Here is a 17,789-nt window from a genome sequence, read left to right as displayed (position 1 = left end):
GCGCACCTCAGCCTTTAGACCCGGCACGCTAACAAAGGACACAACGGAGGCACGCAATGAGCAAAGGACTAATCTGGGTTGTCGATGACGACAGCTCGATACGCTGGGTACTGGAGCGGACCCTGAATGCAGCCGGACTGCGCTGTGAAACCTTCGCCGATGCCGACAGCGTCGTGGAGGCACTCGAACGCAGCGTCCCGGATGTGCTGGTTTCCGATATCCGGATGCCGGGCACCGACGGTCTGACGCTGCTGCGCAACCTGCATACCGACTATCCGACCCTGCCGGTCATCATCATGACCGCACATTCTGATCTGGATGCTGCCGTCAACGCCTATCAGGAAGGGGCGTTTGAATACCTGCCCAAGCCTTTTGATATTGATGAAGCCGTCAGTCTGGTTGAACGCGCAGTCACGCACAGTCAGGAGCAGAAACGCCAACAGCAGCCGGAAGAAATCACCAAACGGGCACCGGAAATCATCGGTGAAGCCCCGGCGATGCAGGAAGTATTCCGGGCGATCGGCCGCCTGTCCCGTTCCTCGATTTCCGTGCTGATCAATGGCGAATCCGGTACAGGTAAAGAGCTGGTTGCTCAGGCGCTGCACCGCCACAGCCCACGGCGGGAAAACGAATTTATCGCGCTCAACATGGCTGCCATCCCCAAAGATCTGATCGAATCCGAACTGTTCGGCCATGAAAAAGGCGCTTTCACCGGTGCCAACAATATCCGTCAGGGCCGTTTTGAACAGGCCAACGGCGGCACCCTGTTTCTGGACGAAATCGGCGATATGCCGCTGGATATTCAGACCCGGCTGCTGCGGGTTCTGGCCGACGGTCAGTTTTACCGGGTTGGGGGCCACTCGCCCATCAACGTGGATGTCCGCATCATCGCCGCAACACACCAGAATCTGGAGCGTCTGGTCGCCAAGGGCGATTTCCGGGAAGACCTGTTTCACCGCCTGAACGTCATCCGGGTGCATCTGCCGGCACTGAAAGACCGCCGTCAGGATATCCCGCAGCTCACCCGGCATTTCCTGCAACGGGCATCAGACGAACTGGGTGTGGAAATCAAAACCCTGCATCCGGATACCGAAACCCTGCTCACCAGCCTGTCCTGGCCGGGCAATGTCCGTCAGCTGGAAAATACCTGTCGCTGGCTGACGGTCATGGCCAGCGGGAATGAGATCCTGCCTTCTGATCTGCCGCCGGAGCTGACGACAGTAGAAAGCCAGCCCGCAGGCGACGGTAGCGAGCCGCACTGGCACCAGTCACTGCAAACCTGGGCCCGTCAGGCGCTGCAGCAGGGCAATCAGAATCTGCTGGGCGAAGCCATGCCGGAATTTGAGCGCATTCTGCTCGATACCGCACTGGAGTTTACCCATGGTCACAAACAGGAAGCCGCCAAACTGCTCGGCTGGGGACGCAATACCCTGACCCGGAAACTGAAAGAGCTGAACATGGCCAACGATTGATCTTGTTCAGAGATTGGTCCTGAAATACTGGTGATTTTTTCAACACCTGAAGTAAACATTCGCCCGATCTGACGGATCGGGCCGGATCCTCCCCCAGCCCGGTAATGATTGTCTTCCGTTCTTTGCTTATACTGAGGCTACAGTTTTTCCGGGATACCATCATCATGATTCACAAACACCTGCCATTGTCTGATTTGCACCGTCACCTTGACGGAAACATCCGTATTCAGACCATCCTTGAGCTGGGCCAGCAGTTTGGCATGACCCTGCCTGCCAATGACCTTGAATCACTGCGTCCGCACGTTCAGATCGTTGAAGCCGAGCCGAGTCTGGTTGCTTTCCTGTCCAAACTGGACTGGGGAGTGGCGGTACTGGGCGATCTGGAAGCCTGCCGCCGTGTTGCGTATGAGAACGTTGAAGACGCACTGAACGCACAGATCGATTACGCAGAGCTGCGTTTCTCGCCTTACTACATGGCAATGAAGCACAATCTGCCGGTAGCGGGTGTGGTCGAAGCTGTTGTTGACGGCGTCAAAGCCGGCTGCCGCGACTTTGGCATCAAAGCCAATCTGATCGGCATTATGAGCCGTACCTTTGGTATCCAAGCCTGTCAGCAGGAACTGGATGCACTGTTGACCCAGAAAGACCATCTGGTGGCAGTCGATCTGGCCGGTGATGAGCTGGGCCAGCCAGGCAATCAGTTTGTCGGTCACTTCAAGCAAGTACGTGATGCAGGTCTTCAGGTGACGGTTCACGCTGGTGAAGCCGCAGGCCCTGAGAGCATGTGGCAAGCCATTCAGGAGCTGGGCGCCGTCCGGATTGGCCACGGTGTGAAAGCGGTCGAAGATGCCAAGCTGATGAACTATCTGGCCGAGCACAAGATCGGCATCGAGTCCTGTCTGACCTCAAACATCCAGACCAGCACCGTCGCCAGCCTGACCGCACACCCGATCAAGCAATTCCTGGATCACGGTATCCTAGCCTGTCTGAACACCGACGACCCGGCTGTGGAAGGCATCGAGCTGCCTTACGAGTACGAAGTCGCGGCACCACAGGCCGGTCTGACTCAGGATCAAATCCGTCAGGCGCAGATCAACGGTCTGGAACTGGCGTTCCTGTCTGACAGCGAGAAAAAAGCGCTGCGTGAGATGGCCGCAAATCGTTAATCTCAAACCCGTCGCTTCACCATAAACCCATAGCTTCATCATGAAAAACGCCCCGGCTGGCATCCAGTCCGGGGCGTTCTTTTATATATAAAGCACTCAGCGGGAACGAGACTTAAATCACCCGGGAAAACTGCTGCTGACGGGCACGCTGACGCAGATACACATCAAAACACATGCAAATATTGCGGATCAGTAACCGGCCTTTCGGCGCGACCTGAATCCGGTCCGGCGTCACCGTGACCAGACCATCCTCAATGAAGGTCTTCAACAGCGCCAAATCTTCCGCAAAGTAGTCTGCAAAGCAGATCCCGTAGCACTGCTCGATGTCGGTTATTGAGAGTTCGAACTGACAAATCAGAGTTTTAATCACTTCCCGACGCAGCAGGTCATCCGCATTGAGGTTTACGCCTTTCCACAAAGCATGCTGCTGGGTCTCAATCTCGGCATAATACGCTTTCAGCTCTTTCTGATTCTGGGCATAACTGTCCCCCATCATGGAAATCGCCGACACGCCCAATCCGAGCAGATCGCAGTCGCCCTGCGTCGTGTACCCCTGAAAATTACGGTGCAGCTTGCCTTCACGCTGTGCAACGGCCAGTTCATCATCCGGCAAAGCGAAATGATCCATCCCGATAAACTGATAACCGGCCCCCGTCAGGGTGGTAATCGTGCTGTGCAGCATCGCCAGCTTTTCGGCAGGCGCCGGTAAATCCGCATCTTTAATCTTACGCTGCGCCGCGAACAGTGACGGCATGTGGGCATAGTTAAACACCGACAGCCGGCCCGGCTGCATCGCCAGCACCTGTTCCAGGGTTTTGACAAATCGTTCGTTATTTTGCTTGGGCAATCCGTAAATCAGATCCAGGTTGGTTGAGCGGAATCCCAGCGCACGGGCACGGATCACCAGCGCTTCAATGAAATCCTTGTCCTGCTCCCGGTTGACCAGTTGCTGAACTTCTTTATCAAAATCCTGCACCCCGATACTGAGACGGTTAAACCCTTCTGCGCGCAGATGATCCAGCATGGTCAGTTCCAAGCGGCGCGGGTCCACTTCAATACTGATTTCCGCATCAGGCAGAATGTTGAACGACTCGCGGAGCATCGTCATCAGGCGGGTGATCTGCGCAGCCGTCAGAAACGTCGGGGTTCCGCCGCCGAGATGAAGCTGACTCACCTCCCGGCCTTGTAACAGCGCCGCTCGCTGACGAATTTCCAGCGCCAGTGCCGCCAGATAAATATCCGCTTTATGGGCATGACGGGTAATGACTTTATTACAACCGCAGTAATAACAGAGGGTGTGGCAGAACGGAATATGGACGTAAAGCGATAAACGCCGATCGGGATAGCGCTGACAGGCCGCTTCAAAATCGGCAACGGTGAAGTCAGGCTGGAACTCGAGTGCGGTCGGATAAGAGGTATAGCGCGGACCGGAATAATTGTACTTTTCAATCAGGGCCTGATCCCAAATCATGGCTGGCTGTGTCATGCTGCTTTACCTCACGGACGCTCGAAATAGTCAATCGGCTAAGCTAACACGGGCTAACGCCCTCCTTTTTGATCGTTCACAAAGACAGCACGCATTCATCAGGCCGATATACAAAAAAACCCGGGGACATATCCACCGGGTTCATGGTCATCATCGAGCTTTTCAATCAGGCTTTCTGCGCCAGAATCTGAGCTAACTCCTGCTGAATGGCGTCGAACAAACGGGATTCAGCTTTCATCCGCACCATATCGTCCCTCATCCGATCCTGTTTCGGCATGGCTTTGCGCTCATCGCCGCGCGGCATCTCTTCCACCACGGTATACAGCTCATAAAGTGCCGGATACTGGGCAGAAAAATTCACGCTGCGCTCAGCCTGCAATACCGTCATCAGCTTATACAGCCGGATGGCAATTTCCGACATGTCACATTGTTCCTGCTTTCCGGCTTCGGCAATGATATAGACACTTTCAAGAATATTGGTATTGCGCTGCACAATCGCCTCTGCCTGTTGCGCTTCAGCACGGGCAATAAAGGCTTGGTGACGCTGCTTCTGCAGATACAGCTGGTACAACAGATAACCGGCATAAGACGCCAGTGCCAGTACAATCAGGCTTCCTGCCACCAGCAGCCAGAGTTTCAGATCCTGCAAGGCTTACTCCTTATCGAAATCGTCCCAACGGGCATTTTCAAAGTCATCCAGCAGATCTTCCTCGCTGCGGGTATCACCGATCGCGATTTCATCATCTGCAGCCACGTCTTCCTCGTACAGACCCAGCTGTTTCATCAGTTGCTCGATGCGGTCGAGTTTCTGATCAACCTGCTTCTGCAAACCGGCACCCAGCTTTTCACCGGCATCGAGGCGGTCCAGCAACGCCATTAGTTGCGGATCATTCTCCAGCATCGCCAGTTCCTGCTCAGCATTCATGCGGCGAACCTGTTTGGTTGGTTTCGGCTCGACAGTCAGCGGCACCAGTTTTTTGCTGCCATGGCGAGGATCTCTGGCCTGACCCTGACGGCTGCCATACTCAGCACCGCCTTCAGAATGACGGCTGCCGGCCTTCAACCCTTTGCGCTTGCGGGCTTTCTGACGGGCACGGCCATCCAGATCCATCTGGCTGACACTTTTTTCTACGTACTGCGCCGGGCCTTCTGAGCCAGGTTTACGGCTTCTTTTCTTACGGGTCATGACTGATTTTTCCTCAGCATAATTACATCGTTTCCAACAAATTCCACCGTCAGGCCATCACGCTCGGCCAGAAAACGAAAGGTCTCCCGGCTGAAAAAGCTGACGTGGGTGGGATCATTCTTATAATGCCAGCGGCTGAATGCCTCGACATCTGTGGCCAGTTTGGTCATCAGTCCCAGCCAGCCTCCCGGTTTCACCAGCGACAGCAACAACTGCCATTCGCGGGCCGGGGTATAAAAGTGTTCAATGGCCTCGGTACAGGTGACAAAGTCATACTGACGCTCGAGCACGCTGTTGTCCGGGGCATAATAAGGATCATAGACAGCAATCCGGTGCCCCTGCTCACGAAACATCGCGGCCAGGGCCGGACCGGGGCCGCAGCCAAAATCCAGCCCGTCGAGGCTGCCTTCCGGCAGACGCGCTTTCAGCGGCGTCGCCAGACGATCCAGAAAACCACGGTAGCCTTCATCCTCAACATGGTTTTCATGCTGATCGTAGACTGCCTTCTCCTGCGACGGGGACAAATGCGAGGCCGGATCGGCAAAAATCAGGTGACACGCCTGACACTGAAGATATCCGCGACGGCGGTCTTCATGATATGGCAAGGCAGATGCACCGCATAAGGTACAGGCCGTCATCAGCTTCTCCTGGGTTCCGACGCTCAAAATCAAGCCGCGTATCATACCAGACCTGTTCCGATTGAGAAATGGACGGTCTGCTTCATCCACAGGCAGCAATCAGAGCACTATCCCGAGTACGACGGACACTCACAAAGCTCGACGAATAAAAAAGGCAGCCTGAGCTGCCTTTTGTCGCTTGTTACTGCTTGCGATACTGAAGTCGGGATCAGTGAAGACCGCCAATATAATGTGACAGGGCGTCGATTTCCTTGTCACTCAGTTTCGCGGCAACAGAGCGCATCATTGCGTTCATATCGTTACTACGCTGGCCATCGCGGAAAGCTGTCAGTTGTTTCTTGATGTAATCCGCGTTTTGCCCGGAGATGTCCGGGAAACCAGACAAGCTGGTACCATTACCGCGAGGACCGTGACACGCCGTACAGGCCGTAATACCACGTTCAGCATCACCCACACGGTACAGCTGCTGACCAATTGCGATCGAGCCTTCTGTGGTGGTGCCTTCTACCGCAGGTAAGGAACCAAAGTAAGCCGCCAGATCCGCCATGTCTTCTTCAGACAGTGGCATCGCCATGCCGCCCATCACAGGATCATTACGCCCCTGTTCACCACCCGTTGTCATCCCCAGCTTGAATTCCTTCAGCTGTTTCTCCAGATAACGTGGGTGCTGACCCGCAAGGTTGGGGTATTGTCCGGTGATACCTTTACCGTCAGCGCCATGACATGCTGCGCATGTCGCTGCTTTTGCTTTTCCAGCTTCAACATCTCCCTGGGCCCAGCTTGTGCAACTGGCAAGAAGTGTAAATATCAATGCTAATTTCTTCATGACATTCCGTTTATAATTATTGAGCTTCCAGTACCACAAGTATTGCTCAGCAACATGGTATACAATGCACCATCAACCAAGCAGGGTTAGTGCTACATTTTACACACTTTCGCATAAAAGTAATTAGTCGACGACCAGAAGACTTGACGGAGTTAACAGTGAATTCCCCTCTCAACTACAGACAAACCCATTTTATTACCAGTGCCCCGGATATCCGCCACCTTCCCATGGACAAGGGAGTTGAGATTGCATTTGCTGGCCGATCAAATGCTGGTAAATCAAGTGCTTTGAATCGTCTGACAGATCAGAAAAGTCTGGCACGGACCTCAAAAACACCAGGCCGGACCCAATTGATCAACATGTTTGAAGTCCGCACGGGCTGCAACCTGATCGACCTGCCGGGCTACGGCTACGCGCAGGTTCCGCTGGAGATGAAGCAGAAGTGGCAGGCGGCGCTGGGTGAGTATCTGCAAAAGCGTGAATGCCTGCAGGGTCTGGTCGTTCTGATGGATATCCGCCACCCGATGAAAGACCTCGATCAGCAAATGATTTACTGGGCCGTCGAGAGCCGTTTGCCTGTTCTGGTTCTGCTGACCAAAGCCGACAAACTGAAAAGCGGTGCCCGCAAAGCGCAGCTGCTGAAAATCCGTGAAGCAGCTCTGGCTTTTGGCGGTGATGTTGAAGTGGAATGCTTCTCTGCCCTGAAAGGGATTGGTGTGGATCAGGTTCGCCGCAAACTGGACATCTGGTTTGCCCCGGAACTTGCCCGTCAGCAAGCACTGCTCGAAGCCGATCAGGACGAAGACATTGACGGCCTGAATCATAACGCCGCTTCTGAATAATTTGTCTGCCTGCCTGGCCCGAAGCCAGGCAGGAAACCGTCACGGGCATCATTATCTGTCCGTACAAATACTGTGTCAGAGATACCAGATAAAAATGACCCCACCTGAACGATGGGGCAACGGGAGAGAAATAGGAGGTTTTTATATTTGTCCAGAAAGGATTAATGATTTAACCCCTCAACGCAAGTTTTTTATCCGTAATCTGGTTATTTTTTCCTCCCTGATGCCAGATATTCCTTAGCCCTTCCCATTGTTAACTTCCTTTTTTACCCCATTCAGCCCAAATTCAATGCCTATTGTTTCATTCTGCAAATTAAGTTTGCATCGACAAAGCTATGCCGCCATGTTCACTTGGAATTTTATTACACAATGGATGGCAAACAGACAAAAAAAAGCCACTCAAATCAAGAGTGGCTGATCATGGATAGGTCGACTGTCACAAATGAAATACAGCCAGACAAATATGAACAAGAAGCAGACTTGAGTATAACCTTCCGGAATCACGAATTAAAGTAATTGCTCTAATTTTATGTCGTATCATGCCCTGCCCGCTCACCACATGGCAGGATCGTCACAGTTTGAATGGTCAAAGCGGAAAAGGATTCGTCGTGATCACAGTGCTTTTGTCAGTGAAAACAGGCAATGTCGTTCAATATTAATCGGAGACGTCAGTTCGCAGACAGCGGAGAAAAGATATGCGGGAAAAATTTCGGGCCAGAAATAAAAACGCCCTGACCAAAGCGATCAGGGCGGCTGAATCAGCCAAATCCAATAACGTGAAACAAAAGGTCTGAAAGATAGAACATCTTACCTCTGTACCCTACGCCGCTAACTGTATATCAATTGTGCAGAAATGAAAACCCTTTTCCGTAATTTTTTTTCATTCATCACGTAATTAAGTTTTACATCAGCACGCTAAACCCCGATCCAGATTAAAAAAAACCAGCCAAATGGCTGGTTTTTGATAATTGAATTACAGGGATGAATCTCACAAATTAATGAGCCTGATCCCAGTTGTCACCACTGCCTGCCTCAGCAATCAGCGGCACATCAAGTTCAGCTGCAGCTTCCATCAGCACACAAACCGACTTCGCCACACGATCCAGCTCTGAAGTTTTCACTTCAAAGACCAGTTCATCGTGCACCTGCATCAGCAGACGAACACTATCCTGTGTCTGAACCCAGGCATCAACGGCAACCATGGCGCGTTTAATAATATCCGCAGCCGTGCCCTGCATCGGTGCGTTAATTGCCGCCCGCTCTGCTGCTTTCCGGCGAATCGCATTGCGCGATTGAATATCCGGCAGGTAAAGACGACGGCCGAACAGTGTTTCCACATACCCCTGTTCACTGGCATGAGTTCGGGTACTTTCCATATATTCCAGAACTCCCGGGTAACGCTCGAAGTACACATTCATATACTCCTGCGCCTCATTACGGCCCATCCCCAGCTGTTTTGCCAGACCAAACGCACTCATCCCGTAGATCAGACCAAAGTTGATCGCTTTTGCACGACGGCGCTGTTCACTGGTCACCTCATCGATAGCGATACCCAGGATCTCGGCAGCCGTTGCGGCGTGGATATCTTTACCTTCCCGGAACGCTTCCAGCAGGGCTTTATCGCCAGAAAGGTGCGCCATAATCCGCAGCTCAATCTGTGAATAGTCCACAGCCAGGATCTGATATCCTTCCGGCGCAATAAAGGCCTGACGAATACGGCGGCCTTCCTCGTTCCGGATCGGAATGTTCTGCAGGTTCGGATCGGTCGACGACAGGCGCCCCGTGGCCGCCACGGCCTGATGGTAAGACGTGTGCACACGCTTGGTTTCCGGATTAATCATCCGGGGCAGCTTGTCGGTATAGGTTGATTTCAGTTTCGCCAGACCACGGTGTTCCAGAATCAGCTTCGGCAGCGAGTAATCCAGCGCCAGCTCCTGTAACACTTCTTCGTTGGTCGACGGAGTGCCGGACGGCGTCTTCTTCAGAACCGGCAGGCCCATTTTCTCAAACAAAATCGCCTGCAACTGTTTCGGCGAACTGAGATTGAATTCTTCCCCGGCGACCTCATAAGCCTGAGTCTGAAGCTCATCGAGACGAACTGCGATTTCCTGCGACTGTTTCGCCAGCTTGTTCACATCCAGCAAGACACCGGTCCGCTCCATACGCGACAGCACGGGCACCAGTGGCATCTCAATGTCTTCCAGTACATGTTTCAGTTTCGGATCGGCATTCAGCTTCCCGATCAGCAAATGATGCAGGCGCAAGGTAATGTCTGCGTCTTCCGCCGCATATGGGCCAGCCTGTTCGAGATCGATCTGATTGAACGTCAGCTGTTTTTTCCCTTTGCCTGCAATCTCTTCGAAACTGATGGTCTTGTGCTCCAGATAACGCAGCGACAGGCTGTCCATATCATGGCGGCCAACCACGCTATTGAAGACATAAGACTCCAGCATGGTATCGAAACGGATCCCCTGCATGTCGACGCCGTAACGGGCCAGTACACTGGCATCATATTTCAGGTTCTGACCAACTTTCGCCTGTGCCGGATCTTCCAGTAAAGGCTTCAGCTGCGCAATCACCCAGTCGCGATCCAGTTGTGCCGGTGCGTCCAGATAGTCATGTGCAACCGGCACATAAGCCGCTTGGCCTTCTTCAGCCGCAAAGGACAGCCCGACCAGATTGGCGATCATGTAATCCAGACTGTCGGTTTCGGTATCAAAGGCAAAGACTTCAGCCTGTTTCAGAATATCCAGCCACTCCAGGAAGCGAGCTTCATCCAGCACCACTTCATAGCCACTGCGATCAATCACAGGCGCCGGTGACTTCGACGGCGCCGCTTCCTCACTGACCGGGCTGGCCGCGCTGTCCGCAACGATGCGGCCGTCACTGCCGTCCAGCATTTCTGCCAGCCAGCGACGGAACTGTAACTTGCCGAACAGACGGGTCAGCTCATCCGTATCCGGCGTGCCTTTTTGCAGATCCTGCGGGCCGAATTCCAGTGCGACGTCCAGCTTGATCGTCGCCAGTTCGTAAGACATAAAGGCCGCATCACGATGTTCTTCCAGCTTTTTCGGCATGGTTTTCGAGCCACGGAAGCCCAATGCCGGAATTGCATCCAGATGGTCATACAAGTCTTTCAGGCCGCCGATGCCAGTCAGCAATGCGGTAGCCGTCTTGTCGCCCACCCCGGGAACGCCCGGAATGTTATCAACTTTATCTCCCATCAGTGCCAGATAATCGATGATCAGCTCCGGACCAATCCCGAACTTTTCACGCACGCCTTCGGAATCCATCACGACACCGGTCATGGTATTAATCAGGGTGACATTCTCATCCACCAGCTGTGCCATGTCTTTATCTCCGGTGCTGATCAGAACCGGCATGCCAGCCTGCGACGCCTGACAGGCCAGGGTCCCGATCACATCATCTGCTTCAACACCCGGTTCACAGATCAATGGCAGCCCCATGGCCTTGATAATGGCATGCAGAGGTTCGATCTGAGCGCGCAAATCATCCGGCATCGGCGGCCGATGCGCTTTATACTCGGGATAGAGCTCATCGCGGAAAGTCTTGCCCTTGGCATCAAACACCACAGCAATATGCTCTGTGGCAAACTGCCGCAACATGCTGCGCAACATATTCACCACACCATACACCGCCCCGGTCGGTTCGCCGTCAGAGTTGGTAAAGTTAGGCGCGGCATGATACGCACGGTAAAGATACGAGGAGCCATCGATCAGGATCAGTGGATTTTCTGGAATAGTTGCCATAATGGATTATCAGTATCTGGGAGATAAAAGGATCAGAACCTTAGGATGCCACGAGACGTGCCAAGTGTTAACCGAAGTTTTCCCTGTTGTTGGCCCGAGATCTGTGGATAAGTTTGTTAACTATTGCCGAGAGCCTGAAGATCATTTTTGCTTCCTGATCAGAAAAACGATTTTTAGTCATTTAAGATCAATGGTTTATTTAGCAAAGCAAAAATGGATCCATGATCCTGAAATGATCATCAAATGTGGAAAAAGTTATCAGATGGCGGTGTAATCGGACAAAGCGGTGTTAATTTCTTCAGTTTTGAACAAAAAGGAGGCCAAGATGAAGAAGGTTGCAGTCATTTTAAGCGGTTCGGGTGTATTTGACGGCAGTGAGATCCATGAAGCCGTTCTGGCATTACATGCCATTGAACAGGCTGGGGCCGGCTGGCACTGCTTTGCACCCAATATGGAACAGCATCATGTGATTAACCATATGACCGGTGAGCCCATGAACGAAACACGCAATGTCCTGATTGAAGCTGCGCGGATTGCACGGGGCCAGATCCAGGATGTTGCCGAGCTCAGCGCCCGGGACTTCGATGCATTATTGCTGCCCGGCGGCTTTGGCGCAGCAAAAAATCTGTCAGATTTTGCGTTCAACGGTGCCCACTGCCAAATTCATCCAGAGGTGAAACGTGCCTGTCAGGAATTTGCCCGGGCGCAGAAACCTGCCGGTTATCTGTGTATTGCACCGGTTCTCATTCCTCAGATTTACGGTCAGGGCGCCAAAGGCACCATCGGTAATGAAAAAGAAGTCGCCAGTGCATTTCGGGCCATGGGCGGCGATCATATCGATTGTCCTGTGGATGAATTCGTGCTGGATCAGGAACGCAGTCTGCTCAGCAGCCCGGCTTACATGCTGGCAGGTTCTATCTCTGAAGCCGCCAGTGGGATCAATAAACTGGTGCAGCAGCTGGTGAAAATGGCCTGAATAAGAAAAAGCGGCGCTTGATTCAAGCGCCGCTCAGCAGAAACGGTCGAGGTTATCAGCCCTACACTAAAAACCAAACCCAAGCTGTATACTGGAAGCAATGTGAGCAATGTCGTGCCTTCATACGAGAAAGGATAACAAGATGTTCCTCGCTGAGTGCCAGTTAATAATAACCATTCTCATTACCTTTGCAAGCCTTTATTGAGAATAATTTTCATTTGCTAAGTTTTTCAAAGACTTCCCCGACCTCTTTTCACCCTGAGATCCGGAGCTGCCAAAAAAGAAAAAGCGGCGCCTGAGAACAAGCACCGCTAAGCAAAAGTCAGCAGAATATTCAGCCCTACACTCAATACCCGCCTTCGCTAAAGTACACTGGAAGCAATGTGAGCAATGTCGTGCCATCAAACAGAAATCCTCTGGTGTGAGTTTTCGTTGAAAGCAAGTTAATAATAACTATTCTCATTTAATGTTCAAGTGTTATTTGAGAATTATTTTCATTTAAATTCATTCCAGGTCTTCACGAAATGCAGCCGGTAGTCCTCAATCCCGTCTTTCTTCTCCATATGCTCAATCTGATAGCCGTTTCGCAGCAATAAACGCAGCATAGCCGGAAAACGGTTACGGGATTTCACCCGCAGCTCCGCATACCCCTGCGCCTGGACCCAGTTTTCCTGCGCTGACAGCAGTGCCTGTGCCACGCCATTCTGACGGCCCTCCGGCACCACACCGCCCAGCCAGCTGTAAAAGCAGGTTTCAGACAGGCGGTAACCGATTTTCACCCCGAGCAATATGCCGTTCTTTTCAGCAATCAGGATCAAAGGGCTGCGTCCCCGGACCCGGCTTGCCAGACTGGACTCGGTTTTCGGCTGATCAAGCTCGCTGATTCTGGCCAGGACCGCAGCCGCTTCCGCCAGGCTGGCTTCACGTATCTTTATCACAGCTTGTGGTACTCCCATTCAGAAAGAAAAAAGCCGGCAGTCGCCGGCTTTGAGTTTAAGACAGCCCCTGCGAGGGCTCAAGCTGGGCCTGCATCCGGGTCAGGCGCTTCACCAGATAGTTCAGCAATACACCGTACATCGGCACAAATAATCCCAGACTGATGATCAGTTTCACCCCGTAATCCACCAGCGCAATCTCGACCCAGTGTTCAGCCATAAAAGCATCCGGGCTCTGATAAAATGCGATGGCAAAGAAAGCGACAGTATCCATTGCATTGCCGAACACAGTCGATGCGGCAGGTGCAATCCACCATTGCTGGCACTGTCGCAGGCGGCTGAAGACTGAAACGTCCATAATCTGCCCGAGCAAATAGGCCATAAAGCTGGCGATCGCAATCCGGGCCACAAAGAGATTGAACTCACCCAGCGGCGCCAGCCCCTGATAAGCCCCCTGATAGAACACCACCGACAGCAGATAAGACACCGCCAGTGCCGGGAACATGACCCGGGTGATGATCCGGCGCGCCATTGCCGCACCGTAAATTCTCACCGTCAGATCTGTGGCCAGAAAAATAAACGGAAAGGTGAAAGCGCCCCAGGTCGTGTGGACACCAAACAGGGTAAAGGGGATCTGAACCAGATAGTTACTGGAGGTAATGATCACCAGATGGAAAGCAACCAGAATCCAGAGTGCCTGGCGTTGCTGCGCCGGCGAAAAAGAAGAAGTCGTCATCAAACAGACCTTTTTGTCAAATGGGGGCGAGGGAACCCAACACAATCAACAGCACATTTTCTGTACAGTGCTGTCTCCAAAGGCGCTGATTATACCGTAAGCAATCCGACTGCCAAGCCAGCACGGCAATGGCAAACGTTTGCAGTTAAAATTTGATTAGTGGGTCAATTTTTTTAGCCAGCCCGCAAGAAACACCAGCGTTTCACTGTCGTCCTGACTCAGCGCTTCCAGCCACAGGCTGGCACTGTAATGCTCCCCTTTCAGCATCAGACGACAGCCTTCAAAGTCAATCAGCCAGACATGCAGATCAGCATTGGCCTCTTTTTCCACCACACTGGCATCGAGCAGCGTCACCAGAGATTGCGCCAGCTCTTCAAAACTGTCGTAGTCGAATTCCGGGGCAGTCAGGTGCAGGCAGCCACGCTCCTGGTCCAGCGCTCGCACACCAAAATAAGGCTCTGTCGATAAAGTCATAGGATTTCCTTTTCAGTCTCCGGCACACAAATCCGGTTTGATGTAACCAAGTGTTGCTTAGCGTGTCAAAGCATAAGCAACCGATAGCTTCCGGGTGAATTTCATGGTCTGATGCCTGTGTTGTGCTGATGGCCAGGAGGCCTCACAACACCGTGGCGAAGAATTGCATTCTCGCCCCAATACGCAAGCTGTTTTGTAGTGAACAAAGCCCTCGTTTTGTTTCTGCTACACTCTCTGCCGGATAATCATCGATTGTCCGGTTTTTTTTACTTTGCGTTCCTCAGGAATACTCTGCAGCCGCCAGCAGATGCTCTTCAATCACCGACAAAAAAACCTTGCCGTATTTTTCCAGCTTCCGCTGCCCGACCCCGTTCACCGCCAGTAACTCCCCTTCCGAGGTTGGCAGACTCTCAGCCATTTCCATCAGACTGGCATCGTTGAAGACGACGTAAGGCGGCAGCGATTCTTCATCGGCGATTGCTTTGCGAACCATCCGCAGCTTGGAAAATAATTTCTTGTCATACTGGCGCTTGAGACGGCTGTCCGGCCGTGAGTTGCGTGCGCTGCTGTCAATCCGCGGCACCGCCAGTTGCAGGGACGCTTCTCCGCGCAGAATAGCCCGGGCTTTTTCCGTCAGTTGCAAGGTGGAATGATTCACGATGTTCTGAGACAGGAACCCGCGGTGGATCAGCTGACGCAGGATACTGACCCAAAATTCATGGCTGTGCTCCCGGCCAATGCCATAGGTACTCAGCTTGTCGTGTCCTTGCTCCCGCACCTTGGCATTTTGCAGGCCGCGCAGCACATCGACCACATGATGGAGGCCGAAACGCTGGTTGACCCGGTAGACACAGGACAGGGCCTTCTGGGCCGTTTCCAGAGCCTCGAAATGCTGCGGCGGGTCAAGGCAGATATCGCAGTTGCCGCAGGCATGTTCGCTGTGCTCGCCAAAATAGTGCAGCAGAACCTGACGCCGGCAGGTCTGTGCTTCGGCAAAAGCGCCCATGGCATTGAGCTTATGCCCTTCCACCTGTTTCTGCGGTCCGTCGTCTTTTTCTTCCAGACAACGGCGCAGCCAGGCCAGATCGGCCGGGTCATAAAACATCACGGCTTCAGCCGCTAGGCCATCCCGCCCGGCACGGCCGGTTTCCTGATAATAAGATTCGATATTCCGCGGGATATCAAAGTGCACCACGAAGCGCACATTGGGCTTGTTGATCCCCATCCCGAAAGCCACGGTTGCCGCCACAACCTGAATGTCATCCCGCTGGAAACCTTCCTGCACGCGGATACGCTCGTCGTGGTCCAGACCGGCATGGTAGGCCGCAGCCCGAATCCCCTGCTCGGCAAGCTTTTCCGCCACCTGCTCGACTTTCTTGCGGCTGTTACAGTAAATGATACCGCTCTGACCGCGCACACTGGTCAGAAAACGTCCCAGCTGCGCCATCGGTTTGTATTTTTCCTGCAGGGTATAGCGGATATTCGGGCGGTCAAAACTGCCCAGATGAATAAATGGTTCAGTGAGCGCCAGCCGGCTCGTGATATCGTGGCGGGTCGTATCATCCGCTGTCGCCGTCAGGGCAATGACCGGCATCTGCGGAAAATGTTCTTTCAGGGTTCCCAGCTCAGCATATTCCGGACGGAAATCGTGCCCCCACTGCGAAATACAATGGGCTTCATCCACCGCCAGCAGGCTGATCGGCAGACCGCTGAGCCGGTCAATAAAGTCGCGACTGAGGACCCGTTCCGGAGAGACATACACCAGCTTGAGTGTGCCGTCGGCCATGCCCTGCCAGGTTGCCTGCAGCGCCTCCGGGGTCATGGTCGAGTTGAGACAGCCCGCTGCCACCCCGTTGGCCTGCAGCTGGTCGACCTGATCTTTCATCAGGGAAATCAGCGGCGAAATGACCAGTGTCAGCCCCTCACGCATCAGCGCCGGGATCTGGTAACAGAGTGACTTCCCGCCACCGGTCGGCAGGATCACCAGGCAGTCACGCCCGGATGCCACCGCGTCAATGACTGCCTGCTGGCCGGGCCGGAAAGACTGATAACCGAACACCTGCTGCAGGATCTGCGTACTGGTGGCGGACGTGACGGCGCGGCTGAGATCTGAGGTTGAGGCAGACATGACTTCACTCTTGATTGACACAGCCGGCTATTCTATACCAATCAGATCCGGGATGGGAGCCACCCGCACTGAACACCAATAAGTCACTAGTCAATTTCAGCTGGCTGGCATTATACTGCCCGTTCCAACAGACACTGCGTCTTTGCACCGCCTTCTGCCAACGCTTTACCACAACACACTGGAATACCATGGACGAGCAAGCGAAAACGACCCAACGCGGGGTGATCCTGGCCCTGGCCGCCTACACCATGTGGGGCATTGCACCCATTTACTTTAAACAGCTGCAATCTGTCAGCCCCTTTGAAATTATCAGCCACCGCATTATCTGGTCTTTCTTTTTCCTGGCTGCTCTGATTTTCCTCGGCCGGGGCTGGGGGAAAGTCCGGCAGGTCCTCAAGCAACCGAAAGCTATTATGATGCTGTTGGCCAGCTCTGTGGTCATTGGCGGCAACTGGCTGATTTTTATCTGGGCCGTCAACAGCAATTATATGCTGGATGCCAGTCTGGGCTATTTCATCAACCCGCTGCTCAATGTCCTGCTGGGCATGATTTTCCTCGGGGAACGCCTGCGGCCGCTGCAGTGGCTGGCCGTTGCGATGGCTGCCGGAGGCGTCGTGATCCAGCTTGTCCATTTCGGCTCACTGCCCTGGGTGGCGCTGGTGCTGGCGGGCAGTTTTGGTCTCTACGGTTTGCTGCGCAAGAAAGTCAATCTGGATGCACAGACCGGCTTATTCATGGAAACCAGCATTCTGCTGCCGCTGGCCATGGGCTATGTCTTTTTCTTTGCCGACAGCCCGACCTCAGACTGGACCCAGAACAGCATGAACACCAACCTGCTGCTGATGGCTGCCGGGATCGTCACCACGCTGCCGCTGCTGTGTTTTACCGGCGCCGCGACCAAGCTGAAACTCTCGACGCTGGGCTTTTTCCAGTACATCGGCCCGAGCCTGATGTTCCTGCTGGCCGTCTTCATGTACGGCGAGGTTTTCAGTGCTGACAAGAGTCTGACCTTTGCCTTTATCTGGCTGGCACTGGTGCTGTTCAGCTACGACGGCATCACAGGTCACCGCCGCAACCGCAAGAAAGCCCAGCTCGCTTAACCCGCCCCGCTTTTCTGATCATGTCACAGATTGCTCAACCCAACGGGCAATCTG

At 53.4% G+C, this 17,789-nt stretch carries 16 protein-coding genes; 5 read left to right on the top strand and 11 right to left on the bottom strand.

Annotated features, from left to right (window positions below):
- The first annotated feature begins 56 nt into the window (after positions 1 to 56).
- Together glnG and add are read left to right on the top strand one after the other, a co-directional pair.
- A complete protein-coding gene (gene glnG / locus SPK40_RS19810; protein ID WP_330961646.1) occupies positions 57 to 1,472 on the top strand; it encodes a nitrogen regulation protein NR(I) in 1,416 nt (471 codons plus the stop codon).
- Positions 1,473 to 1,636: 164 nt separating this feature from the next.
- Positions 1,637 to 2,638, top strand: coding sequence for an adenosine deaminase (gene add / locus SPK40_RS19805; RefSeq protein ID WP_330961645.1), 1,002 nt, complete (start codon positions 1,637 to 1,639; stop codon positions 2,636 to 2,638).
- Between the two features lie 112 nt (positions 2,639 to 2,750).
- On the opposite strand, the gene hemN is transcribed toward add, so the two are convergent.
- The 5 genes from hemN to SPK40_RS19780 all read right to left on the bottom strand — a co-directional run bounded on the left by hemN (position 2,751) and on the right by SPK40_RS19780 (position 6,774).
- Positions 2,751 to 4,124 carry an oxygen-independent coproporphyrinogen III oxidase gene (gene hemN / locus SPK40_RS19800; protein ID WP_330961644.1) on the bottom strand — a complete coding sequence of 458 codons (1,374 nt, stop codon included), beginning with the start codon at positions 4,122 to 4,124 and terminating at the stop codon, positions 2,751 to 2,753.
- A 166-nt stretch (positions 4,125 to 4,290) separates the two neighbouring features.
- Positions 4,291 to 4,773 (bottom strand): DUF2489 domain-containing protein, encoded by a 483-nt coding sequence (locus SPK40_RS19795; protein ID WP_248144662.1) that lies wholly within the window; start codon positions 4,771 to 4,773, stop codon positions 4,291 to 4,293.
- Between the two features lie 3 nt (positions 4,774 to 4,776).
- Positions 4,777 to 5,310 (bottom strand): Der GTPase-activating protein YihI, encoded by a 534-nt coding sequence (gene yihI / locus SPK40_RS19790; protein ID WP_248144661.1) that lies wholly within the window; start codon positions 5,308 to 5,310, stop codon positions 4,777 to 4,779.
- The gene (locus SPK40_RS19785; protein ID WP_248144660.1) at positions 5,307 to 5,948 is read right to left on the bottom strand and encodes a class I SAM-dependent methyltransferase; all 642 of its coding nucleotides are present in this window, start codon (positions 5,946 to 5,948) and stop codon (positions 5,307 to 5,309) included. Before SPK40_RS19785 ends, yihI begins: the two co-directional genes overlap by 4 nt.
- Before the next feature lie 208 nt (positions 5,949 to 6,156).
- The gene (locus SPK40_RS19780) at positions 6,157 to 6,774 is read right to left on the bottom strand and encodes a c-type cytochrome (protein ID WP_248144659.1); all 618 of its coding nucleotides are present in this window, start codon (positions 6,772 to 6,774) and stop codon (positions 6,157 to 6,159) included.
- Between the two features lie 158 nt (positions 6,775 to 6,932).
- Between SPK40_RS19780 and yihA the strand changes: the two genes are divergently transcribed.
- Positions 6,933 to 7,616, top strand: a complete 684-nt coding sequence (yihA, locus tag SPK40_RS19775) for a ribosome biogenesis GTP-binding protein YihA/YsxC (protein ID WP_248144658.1) — start codon at positions 6,933 to 6,935, stop codon at positions 7,614 to 7,616.
- 758 nt (positions 7,617 to 8,374) lie between these two features.
- Here yihA and SPK40_RS23020 read toward each other — a convergent pair.
- Complete coding sequence (locus SPK40_RS23020; RefSeq protein ID WP_438616993.1) at positions 8,375 to 8,422, bottom strand: hypothetical protein; 48 nt, start codon at positions 8,420 to 8,422, stop codon at positions 8,375 to 8,377.
- A gap of 189 nt (positions 8,423 to 8,611) precedes the next feature.
- Complete coding sequence (polA, locus tag SPK40_RS19770; RefSeq protein ID WP_330961643.1) at positions 8,612 to 11,386, bottom strand: DNA polymerase I; 2,775 nt, start codon at positions 11,384 to 11,386, stop codon at positions 8,612 to 8,614.
- A 325-nt stretch (positions 11,387 to 11,711) separates the two neighbouring features.
- Here polA and elbB point away from each other — a divergent pair, with 325 nt between their 5' ends.
- The gene (gene elbB, locus SPK40_RS19765) at positions 11,712 to 12,362 is read left to right on the top strand and encodes an isoprenoid biosynthesis glyoxalase ElbB (RefSeq protein ID WP_330961642.1); all 651 of its coding nucleotides are present in this window, start codon (positions 11,712 to 11,714) and stop codon (positions 12,360 to 12,362) included.
- A gap of 494 nt (positions 12,363 to 12,856) precedes the next feature.
- On the opposite strand, the gene SPK40_RS19760 is transcribed toward elbB, so the two are convergent.
- From SPK40_RS19760 to recQ, 4 genes are all read right to left on the bottom strand, one after another.
- Positions 12,857 to 13,297: a GNAT family N-acetyltransferase gene (locus SPK40_RS19760; RefSeq protein WP_330961665.1), complete on the bottom strand. Its 441-nt coding sequence runs from the start codon at positions 13,295 to 13,297 to the stop codon at positions 12,857 to 12,859.
- 58 nt (positions 13,298 to 13,355) lie between these two features.
- Positions 13,356 to 14,033: a 7-cyano-7-deazaguanine/7-aminomethyl-7-deazaguanine transporter gene (locus SPK40_RS19755; RefSeq protein ID WP_330961641.1), complete on the bottom strand. Its 678-nt coding sequence runs from the start codon at positions 14,031 to 14,033 to the stop codon at positions 13,356 to 13,358.
- Between the two features lie 156 nt (positions 14,034 to 14,189).
- Positions 14,190 to 14,507, bottom strand: coding sequence for a DUF3630 family protein (locus tag SPK40_RS19750; RefSeq protein ID WP_330961640.1), 318 nt, complete (start codon positions 14,505 to 14,507; stop codon positions 14,190 to 14,192).
- 280 nt (positions 14,508 to 14,787) lie between these two features.
- On the bottom strand, positions 14,788 to 16,635 hold the full coding sequence (gene recQ / locus SPK40_RS19745; protein ID WP_330961639.1) for an ATP-dependent DNA helicase RecQ: 1,848 nt from the start codon (positions 16,633 to 16,635) through the stop codon (positions 14,788 to 14,790).
- Between the two features lie 188 nt (positions 16,636 to 16,823).
- Here recQ and rarD point away from each other — a divergent pair, with 188 nt between their 5' ends.
- Positions 16,824 to 17,735, top strand: a complete 912-nt coding sequence (gene rarD, locus SPK40_RS19740; RefSeq protein ID WP_330961638.1) for an EamA family transporter RarD — start codon at positions 16,824 to 16,826, stop codon at positions 17,733 to 17,735.
- Positions 17,736 to 17,789 lie beyond the last annotated feature (54 nt).

This window comes from Photobacterium sp. 53610 (assembly GCF_036409375.1).
Classification (GTDB): domain Bacteria; phylum Pseudomonadota; class Gammaproteobacteria; order Enterobacterales; family Vibrionaceae; genus Photobacterium.
This window is presented reverse-complemented; position numbering and strand designations above follow the sequence as displayed.

What these genes read in the sequence shown, in the direction of transcription:
- glnG (WP_330961646.1), top strand. Translation starts at nt 57, where the DNA reads ATGAGCAAAGGACTAATCTGGGTTGTCGATGACGACAGCTCGATACGC.
- add (WP_330961645.1), top strand. Translation starts at nt 1,637, where the DNA reads ATGATTCACAAACACCTGCCATTGTCTGATTTGCACCGTCACCTTGAC.
- hemN (WP_330961644.1), bottom strand. Translation starts at nt 4,124, where the DNA reads ATGACACAGCCAGCCATGATTTGGGATCAGGCCCTGATTGAAAAGTAC.
- yihI (WP_248144661.1), bottom strand. Translation starts at nt 5,310, where the DNA reads ATGACCCGTAAGAAAAGAAGCCGTAAACCTGGCTCAGAAGGCCCGGCG.
- SPK40_RS19785 (WP_248144660.1), bottom strand. Translation starts at nt 5,948, where the DNA reads ATGACGGCCTGTACCTTATGCGGTGCATCTGCCTTGCCATATCATGAA.
- SPK40_RS19780 (WP_248144659.1), bottom strand. Translation starts at nt 6,774, where the DNA reads ATGAAGAAATTAGCATTGATATTTACACTTCTTGCCAGTTGCACAAGC.
- polA (WP_330961643.1), bottom strand. Translation starts at nt 11,386, where the DNA reads ATGGCAACTATTCCAGAAAATCCACTGATCCTGATCGATGGCTCCTCG.
- elbB (WP_330961642.1), top strand. Translation starts at nt 11,712, where the DNA reads ATGAAGAAGGTTGCAGTCATTTTAAGCGGTTCGGGTGTATTTGACGGC.
- SPK40_RS19755 (WP_330961641.1), bottom strand. Translation starts at nt 14,033, where the DNA reads ATGACGACTTCTTCTTTTTCGCCGGCGCAGCAACGCCAGGCACTCTGG.
- SPK40_RS19750 (WP_330961640.1), bottom strand. Translation starts at nt 14,507, where the DNA reads ATGACTTTATCGACAGAGCCTTATTTTGGTGTGCGAGCGCTGGACCAG.
- recQ (WP_330961639.1), bottom strand. Translation starts at nt 16,635, where the DNA reads ATGTCTGCCTCAACCTCAGATCTCAGCCGCGCCGTCACGTCCGCCACC.
- rarD (WP_330961638.1), top strand. Translation starts at nt 16,824, where the DNA reads ATGGACGAGCAAGCGAAAACGACCCAACGCGGGGTGATCCTGGCCCTG.